We start from the raw sequence: 18,746 nt of genomic DNA on the forward strand, positions 1-18,746 counted from the left end.
GCGGCCGGCAACTGCCGTCGTCGGGCCTCGCCCCTGCCGGTTACTGGAGAATCCAATGACAACCAAATCCCTCCCGACACGTTCACGCCCTCCCGCCACCAAGGCAGAAGCGCCACCGCCGTTCCGCCGTCGCCGGCTCCACGCCAGCCGTATCCGCGAGCAGATCAGCGGCTGGGGAATGATCGCCCCTGCCGCGATCCTGCTGCTGGCATTCGTTTTCCTCCCTGCGATCCTGGGATTCGGCCTCGCCTTCACCAACGCCCGGTTGATTTCTCCGAGGCCGATCGAATTCGTGGGAGCGGACAACTTTGTCCGTCTCTTCACCGATCCCACCTTCTGGCGTTCACTGCTCAATGTCACCTACTTCGCGGTCGTCGTGGTCCCCGTTCAGTCCGCGTTGGCCCTGGCAATGGCGTTGCTGATCAATAAGAAGTTCCGTGGGGTGAACTTCTTCCGGACCATCTACTTCCTGCCGGTGGTGACCTCCATGGTGGTGGTGTCCTTGCTGTGGCTCTTCATGTACCGCAAGGAAGGCCTGATCAACGAGCTTTTGTCCAACTTGAGCTTTGGCTTGATCCATGGCCCGGACTGGCTCAACGATCCCGCAACCGCCATGCCGGCCATCATCGCGCTCTCGATCTGGCAGGCCGCCGGCTTCCACATGATCATTTGGCTTGCCGGCCTGCAAAGCATCTCCGGCGAGTTGTACGAGGCGGCGCAGCTGGACGGCACCAGCCGTTGGCAGCAGTTCCTCTACGTCACATGGCCGGGCCTCAAGCATACGCGGAGCCTGATCCTGGTGACCATCACCATCCAGGCACTCGGCCTTTTTGACCAAGTCAATGTCATGACCCAAGGTGGCCCGCTGGACTCAACAACCACCATCATCTTTGAGGCTGTCCGCTCGGGCTTCAAACAGCAGGAGACTTCCTACGCCTCGGCCATCTCGCTGGTGTTCTTTGTCATCGTGCTGCTTATCTCCGCCGTGCAGCGCTACCTGACCCGAGAGAAGGACTGACGTGAAAAGCGCTCCTCAACTCAAAGTCCTTAACAACCTGGGCGCCATGCTCGTGCGGATCCTGTTCGCCGTCGTCGCGGCCTTCCCGATCATTTTCATGATTGTGTCCTCGCTCAAGCCCGACCAGCAGATCTTTGGGGACATGTCCTCCGTGGCGGCGTTCCTGCCCATCGGCAATATCTCCCTGGACAATTACGCCGCCGTGTTTGACCGCGTTCCCGCCGCCCGCTTCCTTGTCAACTCGATCGGCATTTCAGCCGTGACTGTTGTCCTGGGCATCTTCATCAATAGCCTGTGTGCTTTCGCTTTGTCCCGCATCCAGATCCGGGGCAAGAAGATCGTTTTCACGGCCGTCCTTGCCACGCTGATTGTTCCTTTCCAGACGCTTGCGCTGCCGCTCGTGTGGTGGGTCAACCAGCTGCCGTGGCTTGAAGTCAACGGCTTCAGCATTGAGTTCAGCAAAGGTTGGCTCGACACCTACCAGGTTCAGATAATTCCCTTCATTGCCAACGCCTTCTCGATCTACCTGTACCACCAGTACTTCGAATCCATTCCCAAGGAATTGGACGAGGCCGCCAGGATCGACGGCGCGGGATGGTTCAAGATCTATCGCCAAGTTGTCATGCCCCTTGCCGGGCCGGCGACCGCAACCGTGGCAATCCTGACGTTCCTGCCAGCTTGGAACTCGTATCTCTGGCCGCTCATGGTGGTCCAGTCCGAGGAACTGCGTCCGGTGCTGGTCGGCATCCAGTACTTCTTCCAGCTCAACGTTTCCTGGGGCGAAGTGATGGCCTATGCCTCGCTCATCACGATTCCCGTGGTGGTTCTGTTCATTGCCTTCCAGCGCTCGTTCATCAACAGCATTGCGTCCAGTGGCGTTAAGGGCTGACATCCTTCCGCAACTCCAATCTTTGAAAGCAGACAACACTCGCATGAACGTAACCACGGACCTTGAGTGCCGGTTCCGGCCGCGGCATCATTTCGCGGCGGAACGGAACTGGCTGAACGATCCCAACGGCTTGCTCTACGCCAACGGCCGCTATCACCTGTTCTTCCAGCACAACCCTTTCGGGGATGTCTGGGGAAACATGTCTTGGGGGCACGCCACCTCTACCGACCTGGTGAACTGGGTTGAACAGGCGGTGGCCATCCCGTGCGACGAGCAGGAAGCGATCTACTCCGGCTCCGCCGTGCTGGATGTCCACAACACCTCTGGCTTCGGCACCCCGGACTCCCCGCCGCTCGTGGCAATCTACACCAGTGCCTACACAGCACGATCACCTCTGGGGGGCCGGCAGGCGCAGTCCCTCGCGTACAGCACGGACGACGGTATGACGTGGACAAAGTATGCCGGTAACCCGGTGTTGGACCGGGCTTCCGCGGAGTTCCGCGATCCGAAGGTCTTCTGGTATGACGGCGCAGCGGGAAGCTATTGGGTGATGGTGGCCGTCGAAGCGCAGGACCGCGAGGTTGTCATTTACAAGTCTTCGGACCTGAAAAGCTGGGACTACTTGAGCTCCTTTGGCCCGGCGAATGCCACCGCAGGAGTCTGGGAATGCCCCGACCTCTTTGAACTCGCGGTCGACGGCAACGCGGAGAACAGCAAGTGGGTCTTGATCGTTAACCTGAGCCCGGGCGGGATTGCCGGCGGCTCCGGCGGGCAGTACTTCGTCGGCGAGTTCGACGGCGTGACGTTCCGTTCTGAAAGCACGGTCACCGAGGGTATGCAGGCCGATGACAGCCGCATGGCTGAGTATGGCTGGCTGGACTGGGGGCGTGACTACTACGCGGCGGTCTCCTTCAATAATGCCCCGGGCGGCCGGAGGCTCATGATCGGCTGGATGAACAACTGGCAGTACGGCGCCGAGACGCCTACTACGGGATGGCGCAGTGCCATGTCGCTTGTTCGCGAGGTCAGGCTCGTCACCCACAGCGGCAAAACGCTGCTGCTGCAGAATCCTGTGATGCCCCCCGGCGAGCGGCTTTTCAGCCTGGAGCGCCAAGCGATATCGGCCGGAACCACATGGCTGTCGCCCGATGCCACGGGCGAGGTCTATGGACTCGACGTGGAGTTCGAACCGGGTGACGGCGGAGAAGTGGGCTTACTGCTGCGGGTGGGTGGTGAAGAACGCACGGTGCTTGCCTACGATGCGACGGCCGGAGTCCTTCGCCTGGACCGTCGCCGCTCGGGAAACACCGCCTTCCAAGAGACCTTCGCATCGATTGAGTCGGTGCCTGTTCTCCTGGAGGACGGGCGCCTGCGGCTGCACATCCAAGTAGACCGCTGTTCGGTGGAAGTCTTCGCACAGGACGGGCTGGCAACCATCACGGAGCTGGTCTTCCCCGGCGAGGACAGCACCGCTCTGGGGATATTCGCCGAACGGGAGGGTGGCACCCTGGTGAGGTTCGACGTCGTGCATTAGCCCGAGCGCCAGTCCCCACCGGACGCTCGTTCACCTCTGGGAATGTCAGCCAGATGTGAGCGAGCGTCGGCCGGGGAGGGCTCAGATGTGAGCGAGCGTCGGCCGGGGATGTCAGCCAGATGTGAGCGAGCGTCGGCCGGGGAGGGATGCACCTTAGCGGCGCGCCAGCAGCAGCTCGCGGTGGGCGGCAGTCTCCTCTTGCAAGGCATGCACGACGGCGGCAACGGCGGGGCGGCGCATCGAGTCGGGCCTCAGGACCATCCAATAGGGAAGCAGCTCCGCGAAATCCGAGGGCAGCAGCCGCACGAGGTCCGGGTGCCGGTCCGCCATGAAGCACGGCAGGAAGCCGATACCGGCGCCGGCGCGCGTCGCCTCCACATGGACGAAGACGTTGGTGGAGCTCAAGCCGTCGCGCATGGACGGGACCAGCCGGCGAGGAGCATCGAGGTCGTCCACTTGCAGCATGGAGTCCACGAAATAGACCAGCTGATGCCGCGTCAGCTCTTCCACGGTGCCGGGCACGCCGTGAAAAGCCAAGTACTCGCGCGATGCGTACATTCCCAGCATGTACTCGCCCAGCAGCACAGCCTCGGCCCGGTGCACCTGGGGCTCGCCCACCACCACCTCGACGTCCAGGCCCGAGCGCTGCTGGAGCGCCCGACGGGTCACGGTGATGATCTCGACGGTGAGGCCGGGATGCGATCGCCGCAAGCGCGCCACGGCCGGTGCCGCGATGTACGCGCTGAAACCGTCAGTTGCGGTCATGCGCACGACGCCGGCAATGGGGTCAGGCGCGCGGTCCTCCGGTCCCAGCGTGCCTACCGCCGCTTCAATCCGCTCCGCCACGGCCACGGCCTCGGCGCCGAGCTCCGTGACTTCCCAGCCGCCTGCCGCCCGCGCGAGGACCCGGCCGCCGAGCGCTTTCTCGAGCGCGGCGATCCTGCGGGAAACGGTGGTGTGGTTCAGGCCCAAGGCTTGGGCCGCCGTCGTGAACTTACCTGAGCGCGATACAGCGAGGAGGACCAGCAAATCGTCGGGATTCGGATTCATATCTGCAATTCTGCACGCACTTGGTGCCATTTTGGCTATTGATGCACTAGTAATGTGCGGCAATACTCATTGGAGCATTTCGTGTTTGGATCACAGCACGTGTCAGTGTGGACACTAAGGAGATGGACATGAGCGTAGGACAACGCTCCGCAGCAGGCGCCGCCACCGGTAAAGGCGCAGGCCTCAAGAAGATCGTTGCCGCCTCGATGGTGGGCACCGTGGTGGAATGGTACGAATTCTTCCTCTACGCCACTGCCGCAACGCTGGTTTTCGGCAAGTACTTCTTCCCGCCCACCGGCAACGACCTTGACGGCATCATCCAGGCGTTCCTGACGTATGCGGTGGGCTTCGTGGCCCGGCCCCTGGGCGGCATCGTCTTCGGCCAGATCGGCGACAGGCTCGGTCGCAAACCCACCCTGCAGCTCACCATCGTGATTGTCGGCGTGTCGACGTTCCTGATGGGCTGCCTCCCCGGCTTCGCCGACCTCGGTTACTGGGCGCCGGCCATGCTCGTGGCGCTCCGCTTCATCCAAGGCTTCGCACTGGGTGGCGAATGGGGTGGCGCGGTGCTGCTGGTGGCGGAACACAGTCCCAAGGAGTCCCGCGGATTCTGGTCAAGCTGGCCGCAGGCCGCGGTTCCCGTCGGCAACCTCCTGGCCACGCTAGTCCTCTTCATCATGTCCACGACCCTGAGCAGCGCAGCCTTCCTGGGCTGGGGATGGCGCGTGGCCTTCTGGCTCTCCGCCGTGATCGTCTTCGTGGGCTACTACATCCGCACCCACGTGACGGAGGCCCCGATCTTCCTTGAGGCGAAGGCCCAGGTGGAGAAGGAGCAAGCCATCAGCTACGGCGTCGGCGAAGTCATCCGCAAATACCCCAAGGGCATCCTGCAGGCCATGGGACTGAGGTTGGCGGAGAACATTATGTACTACCTCGTGGTGAGCTTCTCCATCGTGTACCTCAAGAGCGTGGACAAGTACGACACCTCCTCCTTGCTGCTCGCCCTGCTGATCGCGCACGTTGTCCACTTCGTGGTCATCCCGCAGCTGGGCCGGCTGGCAGACACCTGGGGACGCAAGCCGGTTTACCTGATCGGTGCCGTCAGCGGTGCCACGTGGCCGTTCTTCGCCTTCCCGATGTTCGACACCAAGAATCCCGTGGTGATCGTTGCAGCCGTGACCATCGGCCTCTGCCTGCACGCCTTCATGTACGCAGGGCAGCCGGCTATCATGACCGAGCTCTTCCCCACCCGCATGCGCTACTCGGGCGTCTCCCTCGGTTCGCAGGTCACCTCGATCTTCGCCGGTTCACTGGCCCCGCTGCTGGCAACCCAGTGGCTCAAGGACACCGGATCCTGGATGCCCACCGCCATCTACCTCGTGATCGCCTGCGCCATCACCGCCGTCGTCGTCTTGACGCTCAAGGAGACCCGCGGGGTGGCGCTGGAAGACGTTGACAATGCCGACGCCGTTCGCCACGGCCTCCCCATCGGTGCCCGCGCATGAGCTTGGAGGGCCGCAAGGCCCTGGTCACCGGCGGGGCGGGCGGCATCGGGGCAGCATGTGCCACGGCCCTCGCCGCGCGGGGCGCGAAGGTTGTGGTGGCTGACGTCGATGCTGCCGGAGCTGCGGCGCTCGCCGACAAGCTGGGCGGCACCGCCTGGGCCGTCGACTTGCTCGACACGGAGGCCCTCGCCGGACTCAGCCTGGATTGCGACATCCTCGTCAACAATGCCGGAATCCAGAAGGTTGCCCCCATCGAAGAGTTCGAGCCGGCGGACTTCCGCCGCATCCTGGCTCTCATGCTCGAAGCCCCTTTCCTGCTCATCCGGGCCGCACTCCCGCACATGTACGCCAACGGATTCGGCCGGATCATTAACATCTCCTCGGTCCACGGGTTGCGGGCGTCCGCGTTCAAGAGCGCCTACGTCTCGGCCAAGCACGGGCTCGAGGGGCTCAGCAAAGTGACGGCCCTCGAGGGCGGCCAGCACGGGGTCACCTCCAACTGCATCAATCCGGGGTACGTGCGGACACCCCTCGTCGAGAAGCAGATCGCGGACCAGGCACTGCTGCACGGTATCCCTGAATCCGAGGTTTTGGCGAAGGTCATGCTGACGGAGTCCGCGGTGAAGCGCCTCGTGGAGCCGGAGGAAGTCGCGTCGTTGGCAGCGTGGATAGCGTCCGACGACGCCGGCATGGTCACCGGGGCCAGCTACACGATGGACGGGGGCTGGTCCGCCCGCTAACTACGCCCCTCGATGTCGTAGGCTGATGCACACGAGGGGAGCGAATATGGGTCTCGATCCGGTCAGCTTGAAGATAGCTTTGGGCATTGTCGCGTTTACGCTCTGCCTGCTGTTTTTCGGATCGTTCCGCCGGACCCGCTCCGCGTACAGCGGCTGGTGGTGCCTCGCCCTCGTTTTCCTGCTCTCGGGGAACATGGCGTACCTGTTCGCCGGGACTTCCCAGCAAATCTGGGCGGGTCCCCTCGGCAACGCTTTGCTGGTGGCCGGGGCGTTCAGTGTGTGGGCGGGCTCGCGTTCTCTGCGGTTGCTTCCGACGCCGCGATGGCAGCTCCTCGCTGGACCCGTCGCCGCCGCTGTGGCCGCCGCGCTGGAGAATCCAGCTGCTAACGTATGGTCCGGTGGCCTGGTGTATTTGGCCATGATGTCCTTGGGCATGGGTTTGGCAACAGTTGAACTCTGGCGTTTGAAGCCCAGCGTTTCACAGGCCCACCGCTCCTTGGCGCTCGCCGCAGGAGTGCTGGCGTCCTTCTTCCTCTGCCGGGGGATCGCCTACGTCGTGGAAGGGCCCGACGGTCCGGATTTCGGTACCTATCTCAGCTCGGCAACCACGAGCGTGGTCACCATCGTGCTTCTCGTCACCGTGTCCTTCAGCATGACGGCGCTGAGTAACGAACAGCTCATCAACGGGCTGAACGAACGCGCCACCCGGGACGGCCTGACGGGGCTCCTCAACCGCACCGCCTTCATGGAGCTGGCCACCCAGGAAATGAGCAGGCTGCACTCCGCGGGATCGATCTCCACCTTGATCCTCGCCGACCTCGACCATTTCAAGGCCCTCAACGACAGTCATGGCCACGCCGCGGGTGACACCGCCATCCAGGCCTTCGCCGCCGCGTGTCAGGCCTCGGTCCGCCACACAGACCTCGTCGGGAGGTACGGAGGAGAGGAATTCACCATCCTGCTTCCCGGGGCCGACCTGGAGAGCGCAGAAATCATTGCCAACGAAATCAGCCGCCGTTTGGCCTCGGCAGAACCACCGGACGGCGTCATCTTCCCCACGGTGAGCTACGGCATCGCCCCCAGCACCCTCGCCAACGCCGAGGTGGCCCACATGATCGTGGCCGCCGACAAAGCCCTGTACCAGGCCAAGTCCCTTGGACGGAACCGCGCGGTCTGCGCAACTTCCTGACCGCCGTCGTGCGTTAACTCCCGCACCGCAGAGCCGATCCCGCAGCGTTCGGGCCAGTCCGCCAAAACAATCTGCTTAAACGCTTGATCAAATATGTGACCTCGGTTACGCTTGCAGTGATCAAACGCTTTAGCAGAAATGGACATCAACGCCGATGACTTACTCAGTCTTCTTCCAACCCGCCGATGGATGGGTTGGAGACGTGATCCCGTTCCAGAAAGACGGGGAGTTTTGGCTTTTCTATCTGCACGAGGTGCGGAGCGACCCGAAGCCGGGAACGTCCTGGAACCTCGTGACCACCAAGGACCTCACCCGGTTCGAGGACCATGGAGTATCGCTGCGCCATGGCGGGGACGGCGAGGCCGACTTCAATGCGTACACGGGCAGTGTTGTGTGCGACGAGTCCGGAATACACCACTTGTTCTATACCGCACAGAATCCTCGGCACCTCGGCTCCGACGGGGCCCCGCTGCAACTCGTCATGCATGCCACGAGCACGGACGGAATGCTGACGTGGATCAAGCATCCGGAACTGACCTTCGGCGCCCCGGCCGGCTACGAATCCGGCGACTGGCGCGATCCGTTCGTCTTCAAGGACGAGGCAAGCGGCTTGTGGCGGATGCTGCTGGCAGCACGGCACGCGGACGGTCCGGAGCGCCGGCGCGGAGTGATCGCCCAATGCGTCTCGCCGAACTTGATGGATTGGGAGCATGCCGAGCCGTTCTGGGATCCCCGCCGGTACATCACGCACGAATGCCCGGACGTTTTCGCCTGGGGTGACTGGTGGTACTTGGTCTATTCGGAATTCTCGGAGTCCTTCACCACCCGCTACCGCATGGCGAAAAGTCCCGATGGGCCCTGGATCGTGCCGGATCGGGACAGCGTTGACGGCCGTGCCTTCTATGCATCGAAGACGGCCGAGCGGGATGGCCGCCGGTTCTTCTTCGGCTGGATCGCCAGCAAGGAGGACAACCGCGACGACGGCGCCTGGCAGTGGGCGGGCACGATGTCCGTCCTCGAGGCCCGCCAGAACGACGACGGCACCCTCGCGTTTTCCTTCGCCGACGAGCTTGTCGAGAGCTTCTGGGACGACATCCCGGTAACCTTCGGCAGCGCCCTTCCTGTGGCGCTGCATGCTCCCGACGGGTACACGGCCATGGTGTCCGATGAGGTGCTCCCTCGGCAGTTCTACGCCCGGGCGGTGCTGCAGATAGAACCCGATACCACCGAATGCGGCTTGCTGCTCCGCTCAAGCGCGGACGGAGACGAGTCCTACATCATCCGCCTGGAACCGAAACGCGGCCGCATGGTCTTTGACCGGTGGCCCCGCGAAATCAACGGCGACGCGCAATGGCACATCTCGGGGGATGTCCCCTTCGAGATCGAACTGGAACGCCCCTGCGAGCTCGTCCCCGGAGAACACACCCTCGAACTTGTCGTGGACGGGGACCTCTGCGTCGCCGTCGTCGACCGGCAGGTCGCCTTGAGCACCCGGATCTACGGGCTACCGGACGGCCGGATCGGCGTTTTCGCCGGTGAAGGCACCATCGCTCTCACTGACCTTGAGATACGTAAGCGCACAGACAACTAAATACCCAGCGCCAGACCTCCGTTCAAATCAAAGGAGATTTTCCCCCATGAAGAAACTCATGCGAACGGCCGCCGTAGCAGCGGCCGTCACCCTCGCCCTCGCCGCATGTGGCAGCGGCGGCGGCAATCCCGCAGCCAACGTCAGCCCTACAGGCGAAATCAAACCGCGGCAAATCTCGTGGCTTCTGTCCCGGCCGGCTGACGGTGCAGTCATCAACATCATGAAAAAGATCGCCGATGAGTACGCACAGACCCATCCCGGCTTTTCCCTGAACCTGATCACGACCCCAGACCGGCCCTCGTACATCCAGAAGTACGAAACCCTCGCCGCGGCAAACAAGCTTCCGGAGCTGTTCGACACGGACGCTACCCCCTTCGCCCAGCAACTCGCCAAGAAAGGCACGATGGTCGATGCCGAGAAGCTGCTCAAAGACCTCGGTGTCTACGACACCTACCGGACGAACGCACTGAATTACCAACGCTTCGACGACGGATCCCTCTACATGATCCCGTTCCAGTTCGAGCTCGAGTACTTTTGGTACAACAAGGCTCTCTTCCAGCAGGCTGGAGTATCAGTGCCGAAGTCACTCGATGACATCCCTGCGATGTGCACGGCCCTGCGCAAGGCCGGCATTACGCCCCTCGCCCTGGACGGCCAGGACCAGTGGCCCCTTGAGCGCTACGTCTCCTACCAGCCATTCCGCGACGCCGGACCCGACTTCGTGCAGAAGCTCAAGAAGGGTGACGCGAAGTTCAGCGACGCCACCGGCCAGAAGACCGTCAATTGGATAAGCCAGCTCGGAGGGGCCGGTTGCTTCCAGGACGGGTTCTCGTCGCAGGGTTACTCAGACGCCCAGAACCTCTTCACCTCCGGCAAGGCGGCGATGTACAACATCGGCACCTGGGAACTGCCCAGCCTCGCGACCGACAAACTGAATCCGGCGGTGCGCAACGACGTCGACTACTTCACGCTTCCGGCCACGCCAAGTTCCGCCACGGCCGCCAACGAGTACGTGGCAACTTCAGGGATCGGCATGGCGGTCAATTCAAAGACCTTTGACCCGCTCGTGAGCGACTTCCTGAAGTTCGCCCTCGCCAAGTACCCCTCGGAGTACGCGGCCACGGGCGCCCTCTCGCCCACGACGAACGTGCAGACCACGATTCCCGCCAACGCCACGCCACTGTACAAGAAGGCAATCGACCAGGCGCAGGATCTCGGGACGAAGCTCGCGATGCCTTGGGACACCCAGCTTGATCCGACCACCAACAGCAGGCTGCAACAAGAGCTCGTGCTTTTGGCCCAGGGCAATGTCAAGCCTGCCGAGTTCACCAGCACGATGGATAGCACCATCGCACAGAACGCTCCCAAGTTCTTCAAATAACACGCAGCGGTGGGGGGCCCAGGCCCCCCACCCGAAAGGCACTCCCATGCTTCCCAATCGATCACGACTCTCGGTCTTGGTCTTCCTGCTCCCGCCGCTGCTTCTCTACGGCGTCGCGGTGTTGTTCCCGATATTTCAATCGCTGTTCCTCAGCTTCTTCTCTTGGAACGGCATCAGTGACATGGAATTCGTGGGCTTCGCGAACTACGTGCACATGCTCAGCGGTGACGGCGTGTTCTGGCGTTCCTTCTTCAACGCCCTCGGCTACCTCGCCATCTGCCTCGTCCTCCAATTGGGCGGCGCGTTGTTCGTCGCCAGCCTCCTGACCTCGCTGCGAAGAGGCCGCGAGCTCGTCAAGACCCTGTATCTCCTGCCTGCGGTGATCTCGACGGTGGCCATCGCCTTCCTCTTCGTCCGCATCTACTCGATCGATCCCGTGGGGCTTCTCAACCAAGTCCTCGGCTGGATCGGTCTCAGCGGCCTTGAGCGCCCCTGGCTTTCGGACGTCAATACTGTCCTCGCGGCAGTTTCAGCACCCGAAGGCTGGCGGTTCACGGGACTCTACATGCTCATCATCTACGCCGCGCTGCTCGCCGTCCCGCAGGAACTTGAAGAGGCGGCACGCCTGGACGGCGCCAACCGATGGCAGCTGTTCACCAAGATCAGGTTCCCCCACATCCGGCCCGTGTGGATCACCACCACCATCATGGCCACAACCTACGGCCTGCGCGGATTCGATATCCCCTACCTCATGACGAACGGCGGCCCCGGCCAGTCCTCGGAGCTCCTGACGACCTACATGTACAAAACCGCGTTCACCAGCACCGACTTTGGCTACGCCAGCACCATCTCGGTGTTCATCGTGGTCGAGTGCCTCGTCGCCGTCGGATTCATCTTGCTCATGCTCAAACGAAAGGCTGACGCATGACCGCGCAAACAGCCCCGGTTACCCGGCCGATCCCTGCCCCGCCAAGCAGCCCGGCTCCCCAACGCCGACGGCGCAAGCCAAACGTCTTCCGAAGCTTGTCCAGGGTGCTGATCGCCCTCATCGTCGTCGTGCAGGTCTACCCCCTCGCCTGGCTGTTCCTCACGAGCCTGCGCAACGAGCACGACTTCGCCACGGGTGATCCCTTCGCGCTGCCGAGCTCCGTCAGCTTCGACAACTACGCCCGCGCGTTCCAGACCGGCAACCTCGGGCAGAACATCCTGAACAGTTTCATCGTCACGATGGGTGCCAACCTCCTGATCGTCCTGCTGGGGATGATGGCGGCGTATGCGTTGCAGGTCCTCGGATTCCGGTTCAGCAAATTCGTCCGCGGCCTCTTCCTGATCGGCATCATCGTGCCGGTGCAGATCGCGCTTGTGCCCCTGTTCATCGACTACTCGTCCGTGAACCTGCTGGACACCTACCAATCGATGATCATCCCGTTGGCGGGGTTCGCCCTTCCCATGTCGATCTACCTTTTCTCGTCATTCTTTGAATACATTCCCCGCGAGACCTATGAGGCAGCCTCCCTGGACGGCGCCGGACCGTACCGGATCTTCGGGTTGATCACCCTTCCGCTCTCGACCAATACGGTAGTGACAGTGGTCCTGGTGAACAGCATCTTCATCTGGAATGACTTCATCTTCGCGAACACGTTCGTTCTTTCCGAAGGGCTCAAGACCATCCCGCTGGGGCTGCAGAACTACATCGGAGCAATGGGCAAGGTCGACTGGACTGCAACGTTCGCCGCTGTCTGCATCACCATCACTCCCTTGCTGCTCGTGTTCCTCGTCCTCAACAAAGCGATGATCCAAGGCCTCGAGAGTGGGGCCACGAAAGGGTGAGAAAGCGGCCACTGGATAGACTGTGAGGGGAGGGCCAATGACGTCTGAAAAAAGCTTGAAAGAACCCGAGGTTAACCCCTCGCATCCACCGGCGACTCCGAGGACGAGTCATCCGGTCACGATGCGTGAGGTAGCGGAAGGGGCTGGAGTCTCCGTTGCGACGGTTTCCCTCGTTGTCAACAACAAGAAAGACGCCAGGATCGGCGCCGGGACCCGCAAACGCGTCTTGGACACCATCCGCGAACTGGGGTACCGCCCGAACGCCCTTGCGAAGAACCTCGTGAGCGGCAGTTCACGGTTCATTGGCCTCGTCGCTGACGCGATCGCCACAACCCCCTTCGCGGGGCAAATCATCCACGGCGCCCAGGACGAAGCCTGGAAACACGGATTCGTGCTGTTGGTCGCCAACACCGAGGGCGACGAGCCCGTGGAAAAAGACGCTATCTCAATGATGCTCGAGCACAAGGTTCGCGGCATCCTGTACTCCACTTGGTTCCACCGCCCAACTGAGATCCCCGCCGCGTTGCAAGAGACAGACTTTGTGCTGGTGAACTGCTTCTCACCGGACTCCGACGCCCTGGCCGTGGTCCCGGATGAAGTCCACGGCGGACGGGAAGCCACCGACATCCTTGTGCGCAAGGGTCACCGGCGGATCGCCTTCATCAATGCCACGATTCCTGCCCCGGCGAAGGACGGACGCCTGCAGGGCTATCGGGAAGCGCTCGAATCTGCAGGGATCGCCTTCGATCCGCAGCTTGTGTTCGACGCGTATCCTGACCAGGAAGGCGGATACGGAGCAGTCGAGGAGCTCCTCAAACGGGACGTCACGGCAGTCTTCTGTTACAACGACCGTATGGCCATGGGCCTCTACGACGGGCTGAAGCAACAGGGGTTATCCATTCCGGATGACATGGCCGTGGTGGGTTTCGACAACCAGGAAGTCATCGCCGCCCACATGCGGCCACCGCTGTCCACCGTCGCGCTGCCGCACTACGAGCTCGGTGCCGCGGGTGTGCGCTTGCTCCTCGGCGTCGACGAACCGGCCGGCAGCCCGGTGGTTAAGCTTGAATGCCCGCCGGTGGAACGCGACTCCGTTGGACCGAATACCCTCACGGGTTCCCGGCTGCCTTAGAGGGATTCTGCTCAGCCTCGTCCACGGCGGAATGCTCAATGTAGGACTCCACCGCCGATTCCGGTACGCGGTAGGACCGCCCGAACCGCACCGCATGGATGGCGTGCGAGTTCACGAGGCGGTAGACGGTCATTCTGGATACCCGCAGGGCCTCGGCAACTTCGGCGATTGTCATGAACCGGTTGGCTGGAATGCCGGCAGCGGACATATTCACCATGGCCTCCTCAATTGGCGGTCGTCGTTTTGGCTTGCTTGGATGCCGTGGAAAATACCCGGCAAAGTCGCGAAGCCAGCGCATGGCGGCGCTGCTTGCGCATCCGAACGGCGTGCCTTGAGTAAGGATCGAACATCGGAATCACTCCTTTGCAGTCGCGATCTTCCAACGGTAGGCGCCGACCACACAAGACACATGAGTGACTTTCACCCGTTATGGCACATGGGCCACTCACGTCACTTGGACCACTACTCGGACAAAGACCCCAGGGTGAGGAAGTGGTGACCCGAGTAGTCCCGGCAAAAGACGGGTAGGGGTTACGCATGCCAGGCCGGGCGAACAGTCCCTACGCTCAAAGCAAATGTTCCGTCAGGTCTGGGAGGGGGGAACAATGCGACGAGCTGCAAGAGCAGGAATCGTCGTTGCGGGCGTGGTGGCGGTCGGACTGGCGGGGGCGATCACCCTCAACACCACGCAGACGTCCTCGAACTCCGTTGCCGGCGCCGCGCCGTCGGCCACCGTCAGCGCGGCGGCTTCGGCGCCGGGTGCCACCAAGACGCCGGCCGCGACGCCGGGTGCCACCGCTTCACCGCCAGCCGCCAACGCCGCGCCTTCGAGCCAGGCTCCGGTCCCTGCCCCGGCGAGCAGTGCCAAACCCGACGCCCCGGTCGCACCGGTGCCGGCGCCCCCTGCGCCAGCTCCCGCCCCCGCTGCGCCTGCTCCTGTGGCACAGGGCCTCGACGCAGCCGGGATCCAACGCATCAAGGACAGCTGCACCACCCGGCTTCAAAGCGATGCCGCCCACTCCGGAATAGTGACCGGAACGGTAGTGCCCCGGCCATTCACTATTGTCTCCATCGCCTATTCCGGGAACCCCGTGCAGTCAACGGCGGCCTCGGGTCTGGCGTCGTACGACATCCTCATGAAGATCACCACCAAGCTTGTTGATGGTCCTGCCCAGGAGAGCGTGCGGGTTTGCCGGGTCTACGACTCGGACTCGCACGTGGATTGGCTTCCTGCCGGCTGAGTCCGCGGTTGCTTCCGGTTCTGAGGCGCTAAGACTTGGTGCCTGTGAGCGCCAGGGTTCCGCCGAGCCCGATCATCATGACCCCGCCCGTGGCACCCAGGGTGGAGATCCGCCGCGGAGAGCGGGCAAACCAGTGGCGTGCCGTGCCCGCGGCAAGGGCCCAGATACTGTCGGAGATCAGGGCGATCATTAGGAAAACAGCTCCGAGTTCAGCGAGCTGCAACGGAATGCTGCCGTTGGAGTATTCAACGAACTGGGGCAGCACGGCCACGAAGAACACGATCGACTTCGGGTTGCTCGCACCCACGATGAAACCTTCGCGGATGAGCCGCCACATAGACCGCGACGGCGCCGGGCCGGCCGCCGTCGAACGCCCGCCGCGGTGACGGATCGCCTGCACCCCGAGGTAGACCAGATAAGCTGCGCCGCCGAACTTGATGATGGTGAACAGCATGATCGACTGCGCCAGGACCGCACCAAGCCCCAGCGCCACTGCGATGATCTGCGGAACCATGCCAAGTGCGTTTCCGAGGACGCTCAGGAGTCCGCCTTTGCGGCCGAGGGCGAGGGAACGTCCAATCACGAACAGGACGCTGGGACCGGGGACTGCGATAAGGACCGATGCGGCCAGCGCAAACGCCATGAGGTTGGTGAACGGAACCATGCCTGATGATAGCGCTGGCCTGCGGTGACGGTCGAGGGCTAGTGGCCGGCCGCCGTCGGGCAATGTCCGCTAGTAGCGCTGGGCGACCACGGGGATCGAGGCTGTTTCGTCGACGAGCTCGGCGCGCACCCGGCCGCCACCCCGAACCCACAGCTTGTAGGCCAGCACCAGCAGCCCGAGCCACACGGCGCCTACGTACAAGGCCACGCGGGTGTCCTCGAAGACGCCAAGGACGACGATCACCAGGGCCATGAAGGCGATGGTCACAACGGACGCTGCCGGCCACCACGGCGACGCGAATTCCGACGCCGGGAGCCCCTTGCGCTTGATCTCACGCTTCATGGCGACGTGCGAGGCGAGGATCATGACCCACACCCACACCGTCGCGAAGGTGGCGATGGAAGCGATCACGAGGAACACGTCCTCGGGGATTACGGCGTTGAGCACCACGCCCACCAGCAGGATGCCGCCCATAAGGACCACGGTCATCCACGGAACACCGTGCCTTGAGATCTTGCCGAAACTCTTCGGAGCATGTCCTTGCTGGGAGAGCCCGAAGAGGATGCGTCCGGCGCCGAAAATGTCGCTATTGATGGCTGACAGAGCCGAGGTGATCACCACGGCATTGAGGATGTGGGGCGCCGCAGGGATACCGAGGCCGCTGAAGATCTGCACAAACGGGCTGCCGTTGTTCCCGATTTCATTCCAGGGGAACAAGCTCATGAGCACGCCGAGCGTCAGGATGTAGAACAGCAGTACGCGCACCGGGACGGTATTCACGGCCTGCGGTATGACCTTCTTGGGGTCGGCGGCTTCGCCTGCCGTGATGCCGATCGTTTCGATCCCGCCGAAGGCGAACATGACGACAGCGAACGAGGCCAAGAGCCCTCCGAAACCGTTCGGGAACAGGCCGCCGTGGTCAACGAGGTTCCCCAGCCCGGGTGCCGCACCGGCGCTGCCGGAATGGAAGCCGAACACGATGATCGCAGCCCCGCCCGCAATCATGGCGATGATCGCCACCACCTTGATGAGCGAGAACCAAAACTCGAGCTCCCCGAAGACCTTGACGCTCAGGAGGTTCATGGCCCCAAGGAGGAGGATGATCGCCAGGACCCAGATCCATCGATCCACCTGTGGGAACCAGAAGCCCATGTAGATACTGAACGCCGTCACGTCCGCGATCGCCACGATGGCCATTTCGAAGACGTAGGTCCACCCCGTGATGAACCCTGCCAGCGGTCCGAGATAGCGGCTGGCGTACTGGCCGAACGAGCCGGAGACGGGGTGGCGGACGGCCATTTCGCCGAGGGCACGCATCACCATGAAGACGGCGGCGCCACCGATCATGTATGCGAAGAGAACCGACGGGCCGGCCTTTTGGATCGCAGACGCGGAACCGTAGAAGAGGCCTGTCCCGATGGCCGAACCGAGGGCCATGAAGCGGATGTGGCGGACATTGAGGCCACGGCTGAGAACGGTGGTGACCGCGCCTTCGACTACTTTGGCAGCCGGCGTCCTGACGGCTGTTGGGGCTTGCTGCATGCGAATACCTTCTCGTCATTGGGAGGGGGACTGTTAACCAGCAGACCATTCCGGGGCGTCCTGTGATGGGTCTCACGGCGCATCGTTGTCTCGGTTCTCAGACGCTGTGCCACCAGGCGGTTGGCGACTGGGTGTCTTGTGGGCAAATGTCTGGTATTCCAGACAGCTTAATGTTCTGATTGGCTTTCAGATCAGCTCCACGGGGCGCACGCTTAAGTACGGGATCCCGGACACCCGCCTTGCCGCCTTTGTGGCGGAAGAGGCGAGCCGGGCATCACCGTGCACTCGAAGAGGAGCCATGACCATACAGCCATCCACTCAGGGCCGGGCCGCTTCCAAGGTTCCGGCCGCCGAGAACACCCTGCGCATCCTGAAGTTGCTCGCTTCCCGGCGTGGCCCGATGGCAGCGTCCAACATCGCCACCGCGCTGGGCCTGCCCCGGTCCAGTGTCTATCACCTGCTTGGCGTCATGGAGGCCAACGGTTTCGTCCTGCACCTTCATGAGGAGCAGCGCTACGGCCTGGGCATCAGTGCCTTTGAACTCAGTTCCGCTTACTCGCGTCAAGAGCCTTTGTCGCGGCTCGGCCGCCCCATGCTTGCCGCCCTTGTGGATGCGATCGGCGAGAGCGCGCACTTGGCCGTCCTGCACGGCCGCGATGTGCTCTACATCGTGGAGGAGCGGGCCAAGAACCGCCCGTCCCTCGTGACCGACGTCGGGGTCCGGCTTCCCAGCCACCTCACCGCCAGCGGGCGCGCGATCCTGGCCGCGCTGCCGAAATCGCAGGTCAGGGCCCTGTACCCGAATGCTGCCGCGTTTACTGCCCGGCACGAGATGGAATCGCCCATCATGAAATATTCGGCCCTGTCCTCGCACTTGGACCAGGTCCGGCAGCGCGGCTACGCTACCGAACACGGCGAAGTCACGCCCGGCTTCGGCTCGGTGGCCGCCGCCGTCACCGACCATTTGGGATGGCCGACGGCGGCAGTCGCCGTGACCTTCCTCGAGGACAAGGTGCCGGTCGAGGAATGGCCCGCCCTGGCCGCCCGAATCCAGAAAACAGCGGACGAGCTGTCGATCCGTATCCACGGCCGCCCTTCCTAGCCCGCCCACGCCCAACTAGCTAACAGCAGGTGTCGTTTTGGGCCCTCTTAGCGACATCTACTGCGAGTCAGTTGAGTCTGGTATTCCGGACAGCACCGTCCATAAAGCCATTCCAAGAGGGTTGCGGAGGGGCTCTACTGGATACAGAAGGACTTCCACCTAGCAACCTCCAGAGACAAAGGAGTCATCATGGCACCCGCCGATTTCACTACCGGAGCCCGTCCTGTCCGGGCCGCCCGCGGTACCGAGCTGACCGCGAAGAGCTGGCAGACCGAAGCGCCGTTGCGCATGTTGATGAATAACCTGGACCCGGAGGTTGCCGAGCGTCCGGATGACCT

At 62.9% G+C, this 18,746-nt stretch carries 18 protein-coding genes; 14 read left to right on the forward strand and 4 right to left on the reverse strand.

What is annotated here, in order from left to right:
• Positions 1 to 55 precede the first annotated feature (55 nt).
• From AB4Z38_RS13295 to AB4Z38_RS13305, 3 genes are read left to right on the forward strand one after another with little or no spacing between them, the layout of a single operon-like run.
• Entirely contained in the window at positions 56 to 1,018 is a 963-nt protein-coding gene (locus tag AB4Z38_RS13295; RefSeq protein WP_441430148.1) for a carbohydrate ABC transporter permease, read from the forward strand.
• Positions 1,019 to 1,064: 46 nt separating this feature from the next.
• Positions 1,065 to 1,907, forward strand: coding sequence for a carbohydrate ABC transporter permease (locus AB4Z38_RS13300; protein ID WP_441430165.1), 843 nt, complete (start codon positions 1,065 to 1,067; stop codon positions 1,905 to 1,907).
• Positions 1,908 to 1,950: 43 nt separating this feature from the next.
• Positions 1,951 to 3,441 (forward strand): glycoside hydrolase family 32 protein, encoded by a 1,491-nt coding sequence (locus AB4Z38_RS13305; RefSeq protein WP_441430149.1) that lies wholly within the window; start codon positions 1,951 to 1,953, stop codon positions 3,439 to 3,441.
• A 153-nt stretch (positions 3,442 to 3,594) separates the two neighbouring features.
• Here the strand turns inward: AB4Z38_RS13305 and AB4Z38_RS13310 are convergent, their stop codons facing one another.
• Entirely contained in the window at positions 3,595 to 4,491 is an 897-nt protein-coding gene (locus AB4Z38_RS13310) for a LysR family transcriptional regulator (RefSeq protein WP_441430150.1), read from the reverse strand.
• A 128-nt stretch (positions 4,492 to 4,619) separates the two neighbouring features.
• On the opposite strand from AB4Z38_RS13310, the gene AB4Z38_RS13315 reads away from it, so the two are divergent.
• From AB4Z38_RS13315 to AB4Z38_RS13350, 8 genes are all read left to right on the forward strand, one after another.
• Positions 4,620 to 5,996, forward strand: a complete 1,377-nt coding sequence (locus tag AB4Z38_RS13315; RefSeq protein ID WP_441430151.1) for an MFS transporter — start codon at positions 4,620 to 4,622, stop codon at positions 5,994 to 5,996.
• Entirely contained in the window at positions 5,993 to 6,736 is a 744-nt protein-coding gene (locus AB4Z38_RS13320; protein ID WP_441430152.1) for a 3-hydroxybutyrate dehydrogenase, read from the forward strand. Before AB4Z38_RS13315 ends, AB4Z38_RS13320 begins: the two co-directional genes overlap by 4 nt.
• A gap of 652 nt (positions 6,737 to 7,388) precedes the next feature.
• Complete coding sequence (locus AB4Z38_RS13325) at positions 7,389 to 7,925, forward strand: GGDEF domain-containing protein (RefSeq protein ID WP_441430166.1); 537 nt, start codon at positions 7,389 to 7,391, stop codon at positions 7,923 to 7,925.
• A gap of 154 nt (positions 7,926 to 8,079) precedes the next feature.
• Positions 8,080 to 9,516 carry a glycoside hydrolase gene (locus AB4Z38_RS13330; RefSeq protein ID WP_441430153.1) on the forward strand — a complete coding sequence of 479 codons (1,437 nt, stop codon included), beginning with the start codon at positions 8,080 to 8,082 and terminating at the stop codon, positions 9,514 to 9,516.
• Positions 9,517 to 9,562: 46 nt separating this feature from the next.
• Positions 9,563 to 10,897, forward strand: coding sequence for an ABC transporter substrate-binding protein (locus AB4Z38_RS13335; RefSeq protein ID WP_441430154.1), 1,335 nt, complete (start codon positions 9,563 to 9,565; stop codon positions 10,895 to 10,897).
• A gap of 46 nt (positions 10,898 to 10,943) precedes the next feature.
• The gene (locus AB4Z38_RS13340; RefSeq protein ID WP_441430155.1) at positions 10,944 to 11,825 is read left to right on the forward strand and encodes a carbohydrate ABC transporter permease; all 882 of its coding nucleotides are present in this window, start codon (positions 10,944 to 10,946) and stop codon (positions 11,823 to 11,825) included.
• Positions 11,822 to 12,727 (forward strand): carbohydrate ABC transporter permease, encoded by a 906-nt coding sequence (locus tag AB4Z38_RS13345; protein ID WP_441430156.1) that lies wholly within the window; start codon positions 11,822 to 11,824, stop codon positions 12,725 to 12,727. Before AB4Z38_RS13340 ends, AB4Z38_RS13345 begins: the two co-directional genes overlap by 4 nt.
• A 121-nt stretch (positions 12,728 to 12,848) precedes the next feature.
• Complete coding sequence (locus AB4Z38_RS13350; protein WP_441430157.1) at positions 12,849 to 13,859, forward strand: LacI family DNA-binding transcriptional regulator; 1,011 nt, start codon at positions 12,849 to 12,851, stop codon at positions 13,857 to 13,859.
• Here AB4Z38_RS13350 and AB4Z38_RS13355 read toward each other — a convergent pair.
• Entirely contained in the window at positions 13,837 to 14,067 is a 231-nt protein-coding gene (locus AB4Z38_RS13355) for a helix-turn-helix domain-containing protein (RefSeq protein WP_441430167.1), read from the reverse strand. The two genes, AB4Z38_RS13350 and AB4Z38_RS13355, sit on opposite strands and share 23 nt — an antisense overlap.
• A 397-nt stretch (positions 14,068 to 14,464) precedes the next feature.
• On the opposite strand from AB4Z38_RS13355, the gene AB4Z38_RS13360 reads away from it, so the two are divergent.
• On the forward strand, positions 14,465 to 15,100 hold the full coding sequence (locus AB4Z38_RS13360) for a hypothetical protein (protein WP_441430158.1): 636 nt from the start codon (positions 14,465 to 14,467) through the stop codon (positions 15,098 to 15,100).
• A gap of 28 nt (positions 15,101 to 15,128) precedes the next feature.
• Here AB4Z38_RS13360 and AB4Z38_RS13365 read toward each other — a convergent pair whose 3' ends face one another.
• Both AB4Z38_RS13365 and AB4Z38_RS13370 read right to left on the reverse strand, forming a co-directional pair.
• On the reverse strand, positions 15,129 to 15,764 hold the full coding sequence (locus AB4Z38_RS13365; protein ID WP_441430159.1) for a LysE family translocator: 636 nt from the start codon (positions 15,762 to 15,764) through the stop codon (positions 15,129 to 15,131).
• A gap of 69 nt (positions 15,765 to 15,833) precedes the next feature.
• Positions 15,834 to 17,306 carry an amino acid permease gene (locus AB4Z38_RS13370; RefSeq protein WP_441430160.1) on the reverse strand — a complete coding sequence of 491 codons (1,473 nt, stop codon included), beginning with the start codon at positions 17,304 to 17,306 and terminating at the stop codon, positions 15,834 to 15,836.
• A gap of 298 nt (positions 17,307 to 17,604) precedes the next feature.
• On the opposite strand from AB4Z38_RS13370, the gene AB4Z38_RS13375 reads away from it, so the two are divergent.
• Together AB4Z38_RS13375 and AB4Z38_RS13380 are read left to right on the forward strand one after the other, a co-directional pair.
• Positions 17,605 to 18,408, forward strand: a complete 804-nt coding sequence (locus tag AB4Z38_RS13375) for an IclR family transcriptional regulator (RefSeq protein WP_234753996.1) — start codon at positions 17,605 to 17,607, stop codon at positions 18,406 to 18,408.
• Between the two features lie 189 nt (positions 18,409 to 18,597).
• On the forward strand, positions 18,598 to 18,746 hold a 149-nt coding region (locus tag AB4Z38_RS13380; RefSeq protein WP_441430168.1), incomplete at its 3' end, for a hypothetical protein.

This window comes from Arthrobacter sp. 2RAF6, from assembly GCF_052115205.1.
In the GTDB taxonomy this organism is placed as follows: domain Bacteria; phylum Actinomycetota; class Actinomycetes; order Actinomycetales; family Micrococcaceae; genus Arthrobacter.